The organism is Streptomyces sp. LS1784 (assembly GCF_020103755.1).
GTDB lineage: Bacteria > Actinomycetota > Actinomycetes > Streptomycetales > Streptomycetaceae > Kitasatospora.
On sequence record NZ_JAHSQD010000006.1, the window covers coordinates 22,642 to 37,996 of the forward strand.

Annotated in this window: 21 protein-coding genes; all 21 read left to right on the forward strand. The window is 70.4% G+C overall.

The window, feature by feature from the left end; all coding sequences use genetic code 11:
• The first annotated feature begins 78 nt into the window (after nt 1-78).
• The 21 genes from KS423_RS47120 to KS423_RS01915 all read left to right on the forward strand — a co-directional run bounded on the left by KS423_RS47120 (nt 79) and on the right by KS423_RS01915 (nt 15,346).
• On the forward strand, nt 79-207 hold the full coding sequence (locus KS423_RS47120; RefSeq protein WP_263454362.1) for a hypothetical protein: 129 nt from the start codon (nt 79-81) through the stop codon (nt 205-207).
• 9 nt (nt 208-216) lie between these two features.
• On the forward strand, nt 217-426 hold the full coding sequence (locus tag KS423_RS01820) for a hypothetical protein (RefSeq protein ID WP_224274060.1): 210 nt from the start codon (nt 217-219) through the stop codon (nt 424-426).
• Between the two features lie 265 nt (nt 427-691).
• On the forward strand, nt 692-967 hold the full coding sequence (locus tag KS423_RS01825) for a hypothetical protein (protein WP_224274062.1): 276 nt from the start codon (nt 692-694) through the stop codon (nt 965-967).
• A gap of 19 nt (nt 968-986) precedes the next feature.
• Nucleotides 987-1,799, forward strand: a complete 813-nt coding sequence (locus KS423_RS01830; RefSeq protein WP_224274064.1) for a GDSL-type esterase/lipase family protein — start codon at nt 987-989, stop codon at nt 1,797-1,799.
• Nucleotides 1,800-1,823: 24 nt separating this feature from the next.
• Complete coding sequence (locus KS423_RS01835; protein WP_224274066.1) at nt 1,824-2,342, forward strand: helix-turn-helix domain-containing protein; 519 nt, start codon at nt 1,824-1,826, stop codon at nt 2,340-2,342.
• Nucleotides 2,342-3,592, forward strand: a complete 1,251-nt coding sequence (locus KS423_RS01840) for a PBSX family phage terminase large subunit (RefSeq protein ID WP_224274068.1) — start codon at nt 2,342-2,344, stop codon at nt 3,590-3,592. The genes KS423_RS01835 and KS423_RS01840 overlap by 1 nt, the downstream gene beginning before the upstream one ends.
• A 15-nt stretch (nt 3,593-3,607) precedes the next feature.
• Nucleotides 3,608-3,841, forward strand: a complete 234-nt coding sequence (locus KS423_RS01845; protein WP_224274069.1) for a hypothetical protein — start codon at nt 3,608-3,610, stop codon at nt 3,839-3,841.
• On the forward strand, nt 3,825-5,348 hold the full coding sequence (locus KS423_RS01850; RefSeq protein WP_224274071.1) for a phage portal protein: 1,524 nt from the start codon (nt 3,825-3,827) through the stop codon (nt 5,346-5,348). The genes KS423_RS01845 and KS423_RS01850 overlap by 17 nt, the downstream gene beginning before the upstream one ends.
• A gap of 9 nt (nt 5,349-5,357) precedes the next feature.
• Complete coding sequence (locus tag KS423_RS01855) at nt 5,358-6,473, forward strand: phage minor capsid protein (RefSeq protein WP_224274073.1); 1,116 nt, start codon at nt 5,358-5,360, stop codon at nt 6,471-6,473.
• Between the two features lie 101 nt (nt 6,474-6,574).
• The gene (locus tag KS423_RS01860) at nt 6,575-7,348 is read left to right on the forward strand and encodes a hypothetical protein (protein WP_224274075.1); all 774 of its coding nucleotides are present in this window, start codon (nt 6,575-6,577) and stop codon (nt 7,346-7,348) included.
• A gap of 20 nt (nt 7,349-7,368) precedes the next feature.
• Entirely contained in the window at nt 7,369-8,319 is a 951-nt protein-coding gene (locus KS423_RS01865; RefSeq protein ID WP_224274077.1) for a P22 phage major capsid protein family protein, read from the forward strand.
• Nucleotides 8,320-8,336: 17 nt separating this feature from the next.
• Nucleotides 8,337-8,582 carry a hypothetical protein gene (locus KS423_RS01870; protein ID WP_224274079.1) on the forward strand — a complete coding sequence of 82 codons (246 nt, stop codon included), beginning with the start codon at nt 8,337-8,339 and terminating at the stop codon, nt 8,580-8,582.
• A complete protein-coding gene (locus KS423_RS01875) occupies nt 8,569-8,913 on the forward strand; it encodes a hypothetical protein (RefSeq protein WP_224274080.1) in 345 nt (114 codons plus the stop codon). The genes KS423_RS01870 and KS423_RS01875 overlap by 14 nt, the downstream gene beginning before the upstream one ends.
• A gap of 26 nt (nt 8,914-8,939) precedes the next feature.
• On the forward strand, nt 8,940-9,359 hold the full coding sequence (locus tag KS423_RS01880; RefSeq protein WP_224274082.1) for a hypothetical protein: 420 nt from the start codon (nt 8,940-8,942) through the stop codon (nt 9,357-9,359).
• A complete protein-coding gene (locus KS423_RS01885) occupies nt 9,356-9,673 on the forward strand; it encodes a hypothetical protein (protein WP_224274084.1) in 318 nt (105 codons plus the stop codon). Before KS423_RS01880 ends, KS423_RS01885 begins: the two co-directional genes overlap by 4 nt.
• A gap of 12 nt (nt 9,674-9,685) precedes the next feature.
• Nucleotides 9,686-10,039 (forward strand): minor capsid protein, encoded by a 354-nt coding sequence (locus KS423_RS01890; protein ID WP_224274085.1) that lies wholly within the window; start codon nt 9,686-9,688, stop codon nt 10,037-10,039.
• Nucleotides 10,036-10,479 (forward strand): minor capsid protein, encoded by a 444-nt coding sequence (locus KS423_RS01895; RefSeq protein ID WP_224274087.1) that lies wholly within the window; start codon nt 10,036-10,038, stop codon nt 10,477-10,479. Before KS423_RS01890 ends, KS423_RS01895 begins: the two co-directional genes overlap by 4 nt.
• Nucleotides 10,480-10,488: 9 nt before the next feature.
• Nucleotides 10,489-10,953, forward strand: a complete 465-nt coding sequence (locus KS423_RS01900) for a phage tail tube protein (RefSeq protein WP_224274089.1) — start codon at nt 10,489-10,491, stop codon at nt 10,951-10,953.
• The gene (locus KS423_RS01905) at nt 10,953-11,450 is read left to right on the forward strand and encodes a hypothetical protein (protein ID WP_224274091.1); all 498 of its coding nucleotides are present in this window, start codon (nt 10,953-10,955) and stop codon (nt 11,448-11,450) included. Before KS423_RS01900 ends, KS423_RS01905 begins: the two co-directional genes overlap by 1 nt.
• 214 nt (nt 11,451-11,664) lie before the next feature.
• Nucleotides 11,665-14,424 carry a phage tail tape measure protein gene (locus tag KS423_RS01910; RefSeq protein WP_224274093.1) on the forward strand — a complete coding sequence of 920 codons (2,760 nt, stop codon included), beginning with the start codon at nt 11,665-11,667 and terminating at the stop codon, nt 14,422-14,424.
• An 88-nt stretch (nt 14,425-14,512) separates the two neighbouring features.
• On the forward strand, nt 14,513-15,346 hold the full coding sequence (locus KS423_RS01915; RefSeq protein ID WP_224274094.1) for a phage tail domain-containing protein: 834 nt from the start codon (nt 14,513-14,515) through the stop codon (nt 15,344-15,346).
• Nucleotides 15,347-15,355 lie beyond the last annotated feature (9 nt).

A 15,355-nucleotide genomic window follows, 5' to 3' on the forward strand; every position in this document is an offset into this window, starting at 1 on the left:
GGCGGCCGCCACAGCCTGCCAGCCCAGCCGGCCGCCCCGGGCCTCCACCACCCAACACAGAGCAGGGAGACCAACATCATGGCCTACGCCAACGGCACCGACCAGCAGCCCGACCAGCCCGAGCCGATCGTTCTCTCGCGCGGAGGCGGCGAGAGCACCATCTGGCCCCAGCCCGCCCCGCAGCCCCAGCCCCAGCCCGAGAACTGAGAGGACGCCATGTCATATCACTGGGTCATCACCCTGCAGCACACGTCTTCAGCTAGCCTGCGGCAGCTCAGCGCAGAGGGCGAGATTGTGCCCGGCCCCCGGCAGACCCGTCAGGATGTCTACCGACAGGTCCTGTCCAAGGTGTTGCACGATCACGGCCTGTCGGTCCAGAACATCGTGACCGTGTTCTGGTCGCTGGAGCCCATGCGGCTGACGTAGCCGCTCGCACAAGATCGGCGCTTGTGCAACGCTGGCGACAGCACCACAGGTGCGTCCGCATCACGAAGGGCCCGACACACGTCGGGCCCTTCGGCATTCTCGGGGAGGCCGCATGGACGTCCTACTCACCGGCCCTGAGGCCGCCGCTTGCGCTTGATCGCCGCCCGTCGTAACCTGCGTTGCAGCAGGTAGCCCCTGCCCAGAAACGCCCCGAAGGCCCCGCAGACCAACGTCGCGGGGCCTTCGTGCTGCCCGGGGAGGTGCCGTGGTTCGCTACCCCAACCCGCCGCTCGCCGACATCAACCCGGCTGACCTCGCCGACCGGGCCGGCACCGCCCAGGCGTTCGGCATCAGCGAGTCCGCAGTGAAGAAGTGGGCGATGCTCGGCCTGATCGAGGCCCTGCCAATCCCCGGCGGCCCCCACCTCTACCACCTGCCCACCGTCGCCAAGGCCGAGCTGCACACCTGGCAACGTGGCGCCGACCGGCCCGCACGCGGCGGCCGCCGACCCGGCTGGCGACCCGGACAAGCCGCAGCCTGACCACCGAGGACGGAGCCCCATGACCACGCCCGCCCCGTACAGCCCCGACACCGCATGCGCCCTCGCCATCGGCGCCACCAGCAACGGATGGGTCGACGGGCCCGACAGCATCCCCTGGGACCACGACCTCGCCAGCTACAACACGCGCGCGATCGAGCAGCGCACCACCACCCTCCTCGCCGACCTGCGCGACAACCTAGCCAACCTCCGCGCCACCATCGCACCGCCCACCGCCACCGTGCGGATCATGTGCGTCGGCGACAGCATCACCCAGGGCATCGGCGCCGCCGCCGGCGCGAGCGGACAGATGGACGCCTACGGCAACGGGCAAGGTGGCCAGGGCTATCCCACGTGGCTGACCGACCTCCTCGCCCGCCGCCGCATCGCCACCCAGATCACCAACATCTCCGAGGGCGGCAAGACCCTGCGGATCACCGCACCCCGGGCACTCGCTGCCCTGCCGGCCGCCCAGCCCGACATCGTCCTCGTACACCTCGGCACCAACGACATCGGCACCGACACCGGGGACTGGGAAGCCCGCTACGGCACGTTCGTCGACCAGCTCCTCGCATCCACCCCGACCGTCCGCGTCGCCTGCGCCCGCCTTGCCCACTACCGCAACCCTGCGTTGGACGCCGGCACCGGCCAGATCAACGGGTGGGTCGACAACGTCGTCGCCGCACGCCAGAACACCGGCCGGGTCGTCGCCGCCGACATGCGGCCCATCAGCACCCACTGGACCGCCGACGGCACCCACCCCCTTGACGCCGCCTACCTCACCATGGCCCGGCAGTGGATCGGCGCCATCAACCCCTGGCTGCCGCAAGGCTGACACCTGACCCCCGAGGAGGTGACCGTGCCCGGACGTAACCTCGGCCCCGTCACCGACGAGGTCCGCGCCGAGATCCTCCGCCTCCAAGCCGAGGGCCTCAGCCGCAACGAGATCATGCGCCGCGTCGACCGATCCGCCCGCGTTGTCACCGAGACCGTCCACGCTGCCGGGCTCGGCTTCGAACGATCCGGCCAGGTACAGGTGGCCACCGAGGCCCGTCGCATTGACCTCGAAGCTCGGCGCGTTGACCTCGCCCACCAGCTCCACGAGGACGCCGAACGGCTCCGTGCCCAGCTCTGGGAACCCGCCACGGTGTACGCGTTCGGCGGCCGCGACAACGAGTACAACGAACACGAGCTGTCCGAGCCGCCGCCCGCCGACAAGAAGGCCCTGCTCGGCGCCGCAGGCATGGCCATCGACCGCTCGCTGAAGCTCGTCCCCCCGAAGGCCGGCACCGGCGCTGAGGAAGCCCTGTCCATGCTCGGCTCGCTCGCGGCCGGCATCGCGCGCTACGCGGAGGAGGACACCGGCGAGGAGGGCTGATGCTCGACCAGCTCCCGCTCTCCCGTAAGCAGCTTCGCTCGATCGCGCAGGCCACGGCCCGCATCAACATCTGGTCCGGGGCAATTCGGTCCGGTAAGACCATCGCCTCGTTGCTGGCGTTCCTGATTGCGATCTCCACCGCGCCGACGGCCGGCCTGATCGTGATTGTCGGCCGCAGCTTGCAAACGATTGAGCGCAACGTCCTCGACCCGCTCCAGACCATCGAGCTGTTTGGCCCGCTCGCCCACCAGGTTCATCACACCCGCGGCGCCACCACCGCCACCATTCTGGGCCGCACGATCCATCTGATCGGCGCCTCCGACGCCCGTGCCGAGGGCCGACTGCGTGGCCTCACCGCCTCACTCGCCTACGTGGACGAGGCCACCCTGCTGCCCGAGGGGTTCTGGAACCAGCTCCTCGGCCGCCTCAGCGTCCCGGGCGCCCGGCTGTTCGCCACCACGAACCCGGACAGCCCCGCCCACTGGCTGAAGCGGAAGTTCCTCGACCGACGGGCCCAGCTGGACCTGCAAGCGTGGCATTTCACGCTCAACGACAACCCCTCGTTGGCACCTGCCTACGTCACCGCGCTGAAGTCCGAGTACGTCGGGCTCTGGTACCGGCGGATGATCGACGGTGCCTGGGTCGCCGCCGAAGGCGCGGTCTTTGACATGTGGGACCCGGAGCGGCACGTCGTTCCGGCCGGCCGGGTACCCGCAATGCAGCGCCTGCTCGCGCTCGGCGTCGACTACGGCACCACCAATCCGTCGACCGGACTGCTACTCGGCCTCGGAGTAGATCGCCGCCTGTACCTCGTAGACGAGTGGCGCCACGACCCGCAGCAAGGCCACCAGCGGCTGACCGACGGCCAGCTGTCCGCATCCCTCCGGCAGTGGATGGCCGACCAACGACACACTCCCGAGTGGGTAGTCGTCGACCCTGCCGCCGCCAGCTTCCGTGTGCAGCTTCACCAGGACGGCGTGACCGCGCAGGAAGCCGACAACGACGTCTCCCGCGGCATTTCGCTGCTGGCCACGCTCCTTGCCCAGGGGCAGCTCCTGGTGTCCGACCACTGCCAGGGGTTCATCAACGAGGCGCCTGGCTATTCGTGGGACCCGAAGGCAACCGAGGAGGGCAAGGACAAGCCCATCAAGGTCGCCGACCACTCGCTCGACGGCGGCCGGTACGCCATCACCACCACCGAGGCACTGTGGCGCCCGCACCTGATCACCCCGCTGGAGATGGCGGCCTGACGTGAGGAGGCGGCCGTGACAGCCCAGAGCTACGAGGAGTACGAGGCCGCCTACGCCCACGAGCACGGCCTCGAACAAGCCCGCCAGAACTGCCCGCCGTACATGCGCTACATCGCCGCTCAGTTGCGGCAAATGGCCAACGAAGAGGCCAACCCCGTAGGGGCTGAAGCACTGAGACGTCGAGCCGACCGGATGGATCCCGACCTACGCCGAGACCCCAAGGAGGCGGCCGATGCCCCTGCCGGATGATGACGACATGTGCTGGCCGCCGAGGCGCATCACCCCCGCCCTCAAGGCGATCAACGAGTGGGACACCTGGTGGTCCGGTGACCCGCAGCGGCTCACCGCCCTCTACGGTGGCGGCGGCACCTACGGCATGCCCGACCCGAAGAACAGCCAGTACCGGGGCGGAATGCTCGGCCGGATCTCCCGCTGGTGGTGGGGCACCCCGCCCGCACCCGGTGAGCTCCGCTCCCACACCCACATTCCGATCGCCGGCGACATCTGCTCCGCCAGTGCCAACCTGCTGTTCAGCGAACCGCCCAGGGTCAGCGTCACCGACTCCGAGGCCACCCAGGCCCGCATCGATTCGGTGTGCGGGGACCGCTTCCACGCGACGCTCCTGCGCGCCGCCGAGCTGGCCGCAGCCCTGGGCGGGGTGTACCTGCGACCGGTCGCCGACGTCACGCTCGCCGACGCCCCGTGGCTCGACATCGTTCACCCCGACCGGGCCCTGCCCGAGTTCACCTGGGGAAGGCTCAGCGCCGTCACGTTCTGGCGGGTCGTCGAGTGCGAGGACGGCCAGGTCTGGCGCCACCTCGAACGCCACGAGCCCGGCGTCATCCTCCACGGCCTCTACCAGGGCACCGACGACCGCCTCGGCCACCCCGTGCCGCTGGAGGACCAGGAAGAGACCGCCCCGCTCGCCGCCAAGGTCGACGACCAGGGCCGCATCCCCACCGCCTACCCGCGGCTCGGCATCGCCTACGTCCCCAACCAGCCCACCCGCCGCTGGCGCTCCCTGCCGCTGCTGTCCAACCTCGGACGCTCCGACCTCGACGGCATCGAAAACCTGATGGACGACCTCGACCAAGCCCACGCCTCCTGGATGCGCGACCTGCGCCTCGGCGCCGGCCGGGCCGTCATCCCGAACGCCATGATGCAGTCCCTCGGCCCGGGCCGCGGCGGCTACTGGAACCCGGCCCAGGAGATGTACACCGGCCTGGACATGCTCACCAAGCCCGGCGAGAGTCCGCTGACCCTGGTCCAGTTCGACATCCGCGTGCAGGAGCACAAGGACACCTGCGACGACCTAGTGAAGAAGATCGTTCGCAGTGCGGGCTACTCAGAGCAGACGTTCGGCTCGGACGGCGAAGTGGCGGTCACCGCAACCGAGGTCAGCGCCAAGGGTCAGCGGAGCGAGACCACCCGCGGCAACAAGATCCTGTCCTGGCGGCCGGGCCTGGGCGACGTCATCCAGGCCCTGCTCGCCATGGACGCCGACCTGTACCGCTCCGGTGCGGACTGGAGCCAGCGCCCCCTCGTGGAGTTCCAGGACGGAATCCAGGAGGACGCCCTCACCTTGGCCAACACTGCCGAAGTACTGGAACGGGCCAAGGCTGCGAGCACCGAGACCAAGGTTCGCATGCAGCATCCCGAGTGGGACGACACACGCGTGCAGACCGAGGTCGCGGCGATCCACGCCGAGACCGGGCAGGCCGTGCCCGACCCGATGCAGACCGGCCTTATCCCGTAGGAGGCCAGCATGCCGGTATCCCCGGACATGGCCGAGGATCTCGCCCGTACTGTCGGCTCCCTGTACGAGCAGGCCGAGATTGCCCTCCTGGAACGCCTGCGTACGGACCTGGCTGCGGGCATCGACAGCCCGATGTGGGTGAACCAGAAGCTCGCCGGCCTCGGCGACTTCCAACAGGGCATCCGCACACTGCTGGACGGACTCCAGACCGACACGGACGGCGCCCTGCGAGAGGCCATCTCACAGGCGTACGAGCGCGGCCAGCAGGCGGCCGTTGCCGAACTCGGCGCCCTGCCGGTCGGGCAGACCGCTGCAGCGGCCGAGGCCCTGCCCGGGGCGGCCGTCGTGGACCGCCTTGCCGCCGCGGTCGTCGGCGACACCGGGCCGGTGTACCAGCGAGTGCTGCGGGTCAGCGTAGACGTGTACCGGCAGACGGTGGCCGAGGCTGCCGCCTCCGCGCTCACGGGCGCTGAGACCCGCCGCCAGGCCGCCGCCCGCGCGCTCGCAAAGTTTGCCCAGCGGGGCGTGACCGGGTTCGTCGACAAGGCCGGCCGCTCCTGGGACATGGCCTCGTACGCGGAGATGGCCACCCGATCGGCCGTCGGCAAGGCTGCCGTCCAGGCGCACACCGACCGGCTGGAGGCCGCCGGCCTCGACCTGGTCGTCGTGTCCGATTCACCCGAGGAGTGCCCGCTCTGCCGCCCATGGGAGCGCAAGGTCCTCTCCATCGGCGGCTCGGGCGCCCGAACCGTCGAGGTGCAGCACGCCACCGCCGACGACCGCACGGTGACCGTGCACATTGCCGGATCCCTCGCGGACGCCCGCGCAGCCGGCCTGCAACACCCCAACTGCCGCCACCGGGTCAGCGCCTACCTGCCCGGCGTCACCCAGCGCCCGCCCGCCCAGGAGGACCGGGCGAGCTACGAGCAGACCCAGCAACAGCGCTACCTCGAACGGCAGATCCGCACCTGGAAGCGTCGGGCCGCGGCCGCCATGGACGACGACCAGCGCAAGGCCGCGAACGCCAAGGTCCGCGAGTACCAGGGCCGCGTACGTGACCTGCTCGCCGAGACCGACGGCCTGCCACGCAAAAGCCACCGCGAGCAGACGGGCAGCGCCCGCTGAGCTTCCGGCCGCCGGGTGCGGCCGGGTGAACCACGGCCCGCCAGGAGCGGGCCACTCCAGGCCGGCCAGGAGTCGGCCCCGACGCGCCCCAGGAGGGCACGATGCGACGCTCCACTCTGCCCCGCACCGGCTGGGCCCACCCCTACGGCCACGCCCCTTTCTCCCCGTTCCTCTACGCGGACGGAGGGGACGGCGGCGACTCCGGCTCCAACGGCGACGCCACCGGCAGTGAGACTGCCAGCAGCGGATCCGATGCTGGCGGCAGCGGGACCGAGGGCGACGGCACGGACAGCACCGACGACAGCGCGAAGCCGAAGCCGCCGGCCAAGGGCGGGGCGGGTGACGATCAGGCGGCGGAGATCGCCCGGCTCACCAAGGAACTGACCGATGCCCGCAAGCAGGTCGGCAAGGAGCGCAACGACGCCAAGGCCACCGCGGCCCAGGAGGCCCGAACCGCCCTGGTGCAGGAGCTCGGCAGGGCCCTCGGCCTCGTGCAGGACGAGAAGGACACCCCGCCCGACCCGGCGAAGCTGACCGCGGAGATCGAGCGGGTCACCTCTGCCCACCGCGAGACCGCCGTCGAACTGGCGGTCTTCAGGGGGGCCGCGACGCACGGCGCCGACCCGGGCGCGCTCACCGACTCCCGGGCGTTCATGGCCCAGCTCGCCAAGCTCGACCCCGCCGACGACAAGTTCACGGCGAAGGTCGGCGAGGCCATCAAGGCCGCCGTCGCCGACAACCCCAAGCTGGCCGCCGCCCCGGCCAAGACCGACAGCGGCAGCACCGACTTCAACGGCTCCACGGGCGACAAGCCCAAGTCCACCAGTTCCAGCGTCGAGGCCCAGCGCGAGGCGTATCGCAAGGGCCGGCGCTGACCCCTAGATAGGAGGCCGTCGTGGCCAACACCTTCCTCACCCCGAGCATGATCGCCACGCGAGCGCTCGCGACCTTGTACGAGAACACGGTCATGGCGAACCTCGTGCACCGCGACTACGAGGCCGACTTCCAGGGCCGCGTGGGCGACACCATCACCGTCCGCAAGCCGGCCACGTTCACCGCCTCCGAGTTCAATCGCTCGACCGGCATCGTGCCGCAGAACATCACCGAGTCCGGCGTCGCGGTCACCCTCAACCACATGCCGGACGTGTCCGCGGTCGTCACCACCGAGCAGCTCGCCCTGAACATCAACGACTTCGGCACGCAGATCCTCGACCCGATGATGAAGGCCATCGCTGAGAAGCTCGACAGGGACCTGCTCGCCCTGCGTTCCGACGTCGTGCAGACCATCGGCAACGCCACCGCGAATGCCGCGGGCGAGGACTATCAGGGCTACAACGGGGCGTACCCGTGGTCGGACTCCCGCGTCCTCATCCAGGCCGGCGAGGTGCTCGACACCAAGAACGTGCCGATGGACGAGCGGCGTGTCGTGGTCGGCCCGCGCACCAAGGCCCGCTGGATGGCGGAGAAGATCTGGCGGTCCGCGGAGAAGCGCGGCGGCACGGTCGGCCTGGAGCAGGCCCAGTTCGGCTCCACCGCCTCCGGGTTCGACCCGTACATGACCCAGAACATCGCCGGACCTGCCGGAACCCCGACCACCGGGCAGCCCACCACCGAGGTCGACCTCGCGTTCCACAAGACCGCGTTCGCCCTCGTCACCCGAACCCTGGAGATCCCGCCGGGCGCCCAGGACGCCGCGATCATGTCGTTCGAGGGCTTCGCCCTGCGCGTCGTCTACGCCTACGACATCAAGTACAAGCAGACCACGGTCAGCGTCGACACCCTGTACGGCACCAAGACGTTGGACCCGAACCGCGCCGTCCTCATCCAGGGCCCGCTCGCCCCCTGACCTGAACGGAGCCCCTGGTGACGTACGCGTACTGGAACCAGAACACCGGGCAGATCGCCCGGTCCGACGAGCCGAACCCGCGGCTGGAGCTGCTGGACAACTGGCACCCGATCGATCCGGCCGTCCCGGACGAGGACGCCCCGAAGGCTGCCACTGGCGGGGTGTTCCGGCCGGTCGAGCTGCCGCACATCCCGCTGCCCGAGCCGCAGGCCAAGACCGCGCGCAAGCCCGCCAGCAAGGGAGCGGCCGATGCCCAGGACTGACCTACCGGCCGCGCAGCAGGTGAACGCGTCCACGCCGATCTCCACACTCAACCTCACCGCGGTCGACGGAACCAACGGCAACCAGTGGACCTACCGGGGCCGTCAGCTCCTCGTGGTCCGCAACGGCGGCGGTGCCAGCATTACCGCCACCATCAAGTCCGCAACCACCGTGGACGGCCTGGCCATCCCGGACCGCACCGTCACAGTCGCGGCCAGTGCGACCGCCGTCATCCTCGAAGCCCAGGTTGCCCGGCAGCCCGTCAACGGCAAGGTCTACATCGACTGGTCGGCCGCCGCCTCGGTGACGGCCGGGCTGATCGACCCCGCGTAGACCGGAGGGAGGTGGCCGTGGCCCGCGTGTACGCCACCACCAGCGACTACCAGGCCGTTACCGGCCAGGCACCCGGAGCCGATACCGAACGGCTGCTGGCCGACGCCTCCGAGATGCTCGACGCCCTGGTGCTACGGACAGCCTGCTACCAGGTCGATAGCACGGGCATGCCGACCGATCCGGTCGTCATTGAGGCGCTCCGGCGGGCCACCTGCCGTCAGGTTGCCTGGTGGGGCCTGGTCGGGGACTCGACCGGCGCGTCGGGTGCGGGCTGGGGCAGCGTCTCCATCGGGTCGGTGTCGCTCGGCCGCGGGGCGGGCTCCAGCGGTCTGCCGGACGGCTCCGATTCGGCAGCCCGGCAGGTTGCCCCGCAGGCCTGGGACGCCCTGCGGTCACCGGATCTGACTCCGGACCGGATGCTGTTCGGGTCGGTGTTCGCTCCGTGAGCGGCCTGCCTGGCTGGCTGTTGCAGCACTCGATCACCGTGGAGCCGTATGAGGGCACCGGCGCCTACGGGCACGTCTACGGGCTGCCCGCGGTCGTGCGGTGCTTCGTCGATGAGCAGACGCGTACGGTCCGGTCGGCGGCCGGCGATCAGACCACCAGCAGCGGTACCGCCTACGCGCCGTTGGCGACGGTGGCGCCACCGCTGTCCCGGGTCACCCTGCCGACCGGCCGGACCACCGTCGTCATCCAGGCCCTGCGCCGCGACGGCGGGACCCTCCCGGTGCCGTCCCACCTGGAGATCCAGCTCGAATAGAGGAGGCCGCTGGTGGCCGGACGCGTCCGTCTCACGCTCAACCTCAACCAGGTCACCTCGGAGTTCCGGGCCGCGGCCGCGCAGGGCCTCATGGACGGCATGGAGCACGTCCTCGCCCAGTCCACCGCACTGGTGCCGCTGGACGAGGGCCCGCTACAGCACTCCGGTACCGCCTCGGTCGATCCGTCCTCACTGCGGGGCGCCGTCTCCTATGACACCCCGTACGCGGTTCGCCAGCACGAGGACATGACCCTGCGGCACGCCTCCGGCCGGCAGGCCAAGTACCTGGAACAACCCCTCAACTCGGAGTCGTCCACCGTGTGGGAGCTGGTGGCGGCCCGGATTCGGCGGGGGCTGCGATCGTGACCGGCCCGTCGACCACCACGCTCCTGACCGAGGGCCTCGCGGTGATGCTGGCCGACGCCGGCCTCGGCACGTGGCGGCCCACCGGCGCCTACACTGCGGCGGAAACCGGCATCACAGTGACAAAGATGCCGCCCGAGCCGGACTGGGCGATCTGCCTCACCCCGTACCCGGTCACCGACGGACCGATGACCGAGGCCGTGGTCGGGGTGCAGGCCCGCATGCGGGCTGGCACCGACCCGCGGGCGGTCCTCAACCTCGCCGACGGTGTCTTCGATCTGCTCCACAACCGCGCCCACGCGGTGGTCGGCGGCATCAAGTGCCCACTGATCTGGCGCAACTCCCAGGCGTGGATCGGCGCCGACTCGCGGGACCGCATGGAACTGACCGCGAACTACTACCTGAACGTCTCGCGCCCGGCGGGCGCGAACCTCGACCCCTAGGAGGGGACCGTGGCCACGGACACCACCGCACTCGCCCGCCGCTGGCGGCTGGAACTCAACGCCGGAACGACCGCAACGCCGGACTGGCAGCAGGTCTTCGGCATCTCGGAGTTCACGGCGAAGATGCCCCCGAACATCGAGGACAGCTCGACCTACGACTCCGGTGGGTGGAAGGAGAACACCAAGACCGGCCAGGAGTGGAGCATCGAGCTCACGATCAACCGCAAGATCGATGACACCGCGAAGACGTACGTGCCGACGCACGAGCAGCTCCGCCTCGCCGCGTTCGCCTCCGGCAGCGCCTCCTACGTGCAGCTCCGGTACATGGACCGCAACGGCCTGCCCGAGGCCTACCAGGGCCGCGCGCTGGTCACGTGGGAGCCGCAGGGCGGCGCCTACACCGACCTGGACACCGTCAAGGTGACCCTGACCGGCGACGGCCCGCTCATCCCGATCACGAACCCGCTCGCCTGATGGCGCGCCAGTTCGCCGCGCTGGACACGGCACTCGACGACGCCATCGAACTACCCGCCGGTCCGAACGGCGAGGTCTACCGCATCGAGGGCCCCTCCGCCGAGGACGGCCTGCGCATCGAACGCATCATGACCCTCGCCACCCGGCTCGCCGCCGGAGGCGAGACGCCCGAGGCCGAGGTACTCGACGACGACGCCGAACTCGACCTGTACAAGGCAGCACTCGGAAGCTCCTACGACCAGCTCCTCGCCGAGCTGTCCTGGCCCCGCTTCAAGCACGTCGCGATGACGGTCGTGTTCTGGATCACCGCCGACCTCGACACCGCCGAACGCTACTGGGCCTCGGGCGGCGACCCTTCTCGCATGGCCCCGAACCGGGCGACCCGTCGCGCTGGCACCCGGTCCTCGGGTACGGCGGCGGCGAGCAAGACCCCGCGACGGGGCTCTACGAGTGGTACGAGCACCCGCACGGCCAAGCCCCGGGCCGCGAAGGCCTGACCTGGCAGGCGCTGCTGGAGCAGTGGCCGCTGGTCGAGGCCGACCTCCACCAGGTCTACGGCATCGACCTCGGCACCCCCGGCCTGCTCCGTGAGCGCTCCTGGCGCTGGCTGAGGGTCCGCATCCTCGGCCTGCTCAGCGCCAAGTCCCGCCTCCAAAGGCACTTCTTCCCGCCTGACCAGGCTGGCTGACCTGCTCCGAGGGGAGGTGCCCTATGGCGCTGACCGTCGGAGAGCTCACCGGCTACGCAGACCTCGACGACTCCCGGTTCACCTCTGGTGTGCAGCGGGTCGGCCGCGGCATGGAGACCCTCGCCAGCGAGGTTGAGCAGGATGCCGCGCAGGCGGGCCAGGCCGGGGGTGAGGCCCTTGGCGAGGGTCTCGCCACCGAGGCCGAGCAGGGCGCCGAGAAGGCCGGAAGCCGCATCGGCACCGCACTCAAGGCCGTTGCGGTCACCGCCGCGGCGGCCGGGCTCGCCGCTGGCGCCGCCCTCATCAAGGGCGTCACCGGCGCGATGGAGCAGGAGAAGGTCGCCGGGAAGTTGGGCGCCCAGCTCGGCGCGACACCGGAGGTGGCCCGCCAGTACGGGCAGATCGCCGGCCGCATGTACGCGGATGCGGTCACCGAGGACGTCCAGGGGGCCGCCGACGCGGTTCGCAGCACCATGTCGGCCGGGCTGCTGCCGCCCGGCGCGACGAACGACCAGATCCAGCAGATCGCCACCCGGGTCCATGACTTGGCGGACACCTTCGAGCTAGACCTCGGCCAGTCCGCGAACGCCGCCGGGCAGATGATCAAAACGGGTCTGGCGAAGGACGGTGCCGAGGCGCTGGACGTCATGACCCGCGGTATGCAGGTCATGGGCCCGAGGGCCGATGACCTGGCCGACACCTTCAACGAGTACAGCACCATCTTCCGTCAGATGGGCCTGTCGGCGACCCAGGCCACCGGGCTGCTTGCGCAGGGCATGGCCGCGGGCGCCCGCGACACGGACGTCGTCGCCGACTCGCTTAAGGAGCTCGTTCTCATCACCCAGGGCGGCGGAGACGCCGTCAACGAGGCGTTCGCCAAGATCGGCCTGTCCGGCTCGGCAATGCAGAAGGCGTTCGTGGAGGGCGGCCCGGCCGCGGCCCAGGGTCTCGACACGCTGCTTGACCGACTCCGCGCAATGAAAGACCCGGTCGAGCGGCAGTCCGTCGCACTCACGCTGTTCGGCACCAAGTCGGAGGACGTCCAGCGCGCCCTGTACGCGCTCGACCCGTCCTCGGCAACTGCGGCCCTCGGCGATGTCGGCGGCGCCGCCCAGCGCATGGGCGACTCCCTGCGCGACAACGCCTCCACCCGTATCGAGCAGTTCAAGCGCAGCATCGAACAAGGCTTGACCGAGGTCGTTGGAGGCCGGGTTCTGCCCGTCCTGGAGCGCGTGATCGGCGTGGTGGAGTCCCAGTTCGGACCGGCGTTCAGCGCAGCCTCCAGCTGGATCACCGGCACTGCGGTGCCTGCCGTTGTCTCGTTCGGACGTGCATTGATCGAGACGGTCGTGCCGGCTGTCACCCGGATCGGCAGCGAACTCGCCGACCGGTTCGGCCCGGTGGCCGCCAAGGCCGGCCAGGTGCTGCGGGACGATTTGGCGCCTGCGGTGACCAAGCTCGGCCGCTTCCTGCGGGACGACGTCGTCCCGCCCGTGAAGGATGCGGTGCGGTGGCTTGGCGAGCACCTCGTCCCCGCTGCCGCCACGGTTGCGGGCGTACTTGTCGGCACCGTCATTCCGGCCCTCGCCGACACTGCACGGTGGCTGTCCGACAACCGGACCACCATTGCGGTGGTGGCCGGGGCCATCACCGCGGTGCTGCTGCCGGTCCTCATCACGACTGCCGTGGGCTACGCGCAGGCCGGAATCGCCGCAACAATCAGCGCAGCCCAGCAAGTCGCCGCGTGGGCCACCTCGGGCGGCGCCGCCGTCACCAACGGCGCGATGAGCGTCGTTGCGTCCTACCAGACCGTGGGCGGGTGGATCGCCGCCGGTGCCTCCGCCGTCGCGTCCGGCGCCCAGCAGGTGTGGGCGTGGGTGACCTCGGGGGCCGCGGCCATCGCCAGCGGTGCCCAGCAGGCTGCCGCGTGGATCACGATCGGAGCCCGCATCGTCTGGGGCATGGCCCTCCAGGCCGCCGCCGTGGTCGAGATTGTGGCCGGCTGGGTCATGATGGGCGCCCAGTCCATGCTCCAGGCGGCCCGCATGGCCGCGGCCTGGGTCCTCGCGATGGGCCCGCTCGGCTGGGTGATCGCCGCTGTCGTGGCCGTGGTCGCACTGGTCATAGCCAACTGGGACACCGTCCGAAACGCCACGGTCGCGGCCTGGAACTGGATCAGCAACCTCGTCGTCAACGTCGCCAACAGCATCCGAAACTTCTTCTCCGGCTGGGACATCGCCGGTGTCCTGTCCCGGATCTGGGGCTCGGTGTACGACGGTGCGGTCAACGGCTGGAACGCAACGGTCAACTGGATCAAGGGGGTTCCGGGCTGGATCAAGTCGGCCCTGGGCGACCTTGGGGGTCTGCTCGTTTCCGCTGGTGGTGACGTCGTCCGCGGCTTGTGGGCCGGCATCAGCAGCATGGGCAGCTGGCTCAAGGGGCAGCTGATCAATTTCGCGAAGTCGGCGATTCCGGGCCCGATCCGCGACGCGCTCGGCATCGCCTCACCGAGCCGCGTGATGGCCGAACAGGTCGGCCGATGGATCCCCGCTGGCATTGTCTCCGGCATCCAGGCCGGAACCGGCGAACTCGACGCCACGATGCGCTCCCTCGTCCAACCACCGCCCGTACCGGCCATGGCTGGAGCAGCTGTCGGCAGCGCCGGCTACGGCACGGCGGCAGGTGGCGGCGGGTTCCACATCACCAACTACTACGAGTCTGACAGCGGATCAGCGGCGGCCACCGCCGAGGACCTGCTGTGGCTGTCCAAGGGCAGGGGGTGACCTTGTGCCCTCGGTGACCTGGCTCGGCTCGCAGCCCGGCCATGTGCAGTACGGAGATCTCCTGTTGGGCCCCGGGACCGGCTGGAGCATGGCCGCTGACCAGCCGATCCAGGGCTGGGAGGAGACCGTCCCGGTCGACTCCGGCACCGTGCTCCGCAGCCAGCAGCACGGCGCCTGGCCGGGGCGCCTCCTGAGCCAGGCCCGCACGGTGACACTCACCCTGATCGGCCGGTGCGAACCGGGCCAGGCATCGGCGGCGGCACGGGCGCTGGCAGCAAAGACCCCACCGGACAGCACTGCCGAGCTACCGTTCGTTGTTCAGCTCGACGACATGCCGATGCTCGCTTGGGGCCGAGTCGTCCGCCGGTACGTTCCGCCAAGCACCGCAAGCCGCAACGGCCTGATCAAGGGTGCCTCGCTGCAGATCGTGTGCAGCGACCCGCGCCGCTACGTCGTCACCGAGTCCACGGCTTCGGCCGTATTGCCAATCGCGGAGACAGGCCTCAGCTTCGGCAGCCCAACCGAGACCGGCCTCAACTTCGGCTCGCCAACCGAGGTGGGACTCGACTTCGGAACGCCCGGATCCACCGGCGACCTCATCGTCACCAACTCCGGCACCACTGCCGCTCACCCGGTCGTCGAGATCCGCGGCCCGGTCACCACGCCGACTGTCACCTTGGGCGCGCTCCGCCTTGAGTACGACATCACGCTCGGTGCGGCCGACACCCTCATCGTCGATACCTGGGCCGGGACGGTCACTCTGGGCGGCCAGGACCGCCTTTACACCGCTACCAGCCGATCCGCGCCCGAGGGGCTGTTCACGGTGCCGCCGGGCACGAACACCATCTCGTTCCGGGCCGATCCCAGTTCCACCGACCCCGCCGCGCAGGCCACCGTCCGGTGGCGCTCCGCCTACCTGTAGGAGGTCCGC